Annotated in this window: 1 protein-coding gene; it reads right to left on the reverse strand. The window is 55.0% G+C overall.

Going from position 1 to position 535, the window contains the following annotated elements; all coding sequences use genetic code 11:
• Positions 1-43 precede the first annotated feature (43 nt).
• The gene (locus tag ACFIJJ_RS10180; protein ID WP_375646869.1) at positions 44-418 is read right to left on the reverse strand and encodes a histone H2A; all 375 of its coding nucleotides are present in this window, start codon (positions 416-418) and stop codon (positions 44-46) included.
• Between the last annotated feature and the right edge of the window lie 117 nt (positions 419-535).

Below are 535 nucleotides of genomic sequence, written 5' to 3' on the forward strand. Positions count from 1 at the left end.
GCCGATTTTGTTTCGTTTGCGAATCAAAGTCCGCGCCGCACACTTAGGGTTTCTTCTCGGTCTTTTTCGGCAACAGGACGGCCTGGATGTTGGGCAACACGCCGCCTTGAGCGATGGTGACGCCCGAGAGCAGCTTGTTGAGCTCCTCGTCGTTCCTGATGGCGAGCTGCAGATGTCTCGGAATTATCCTGGTCTTCTTGTTGTCACGGGCGGCGTTGCCGGCCAACTCGAGCACTTCCGCGGCCAAATATTCCATGACGGCGGCGAGGTACACCGGTGCGCCGGCACCGACCCTCTCGGCGTAGTTACCCTTACGCAACAGCCTGTGTATGCGGCCGACCGGGAATTGCAGACCCGCCCTGCTCGAACGCGACTTCGCCTTTCCCTTCACTTTACCGCCCTTACCACGTCCGGACATTTTGACACTGTATTAATCTATATGTAATACAAGACAGATATATCGCGTCTATATAGCCTCACGTTCGTGTACTCTCGCACGTCCGTAAAACACAACTGTCCGTAAAATGCACTATCA

Source organism: Bartonella sp. TT29SHDZB (genome assembly GCF_042193395.1).
Lineage (GTDB): Bacteria > Pseudomonadota > Alphaproteobacteria > Rhizobiales > Rhizobiaceae > Bartonella.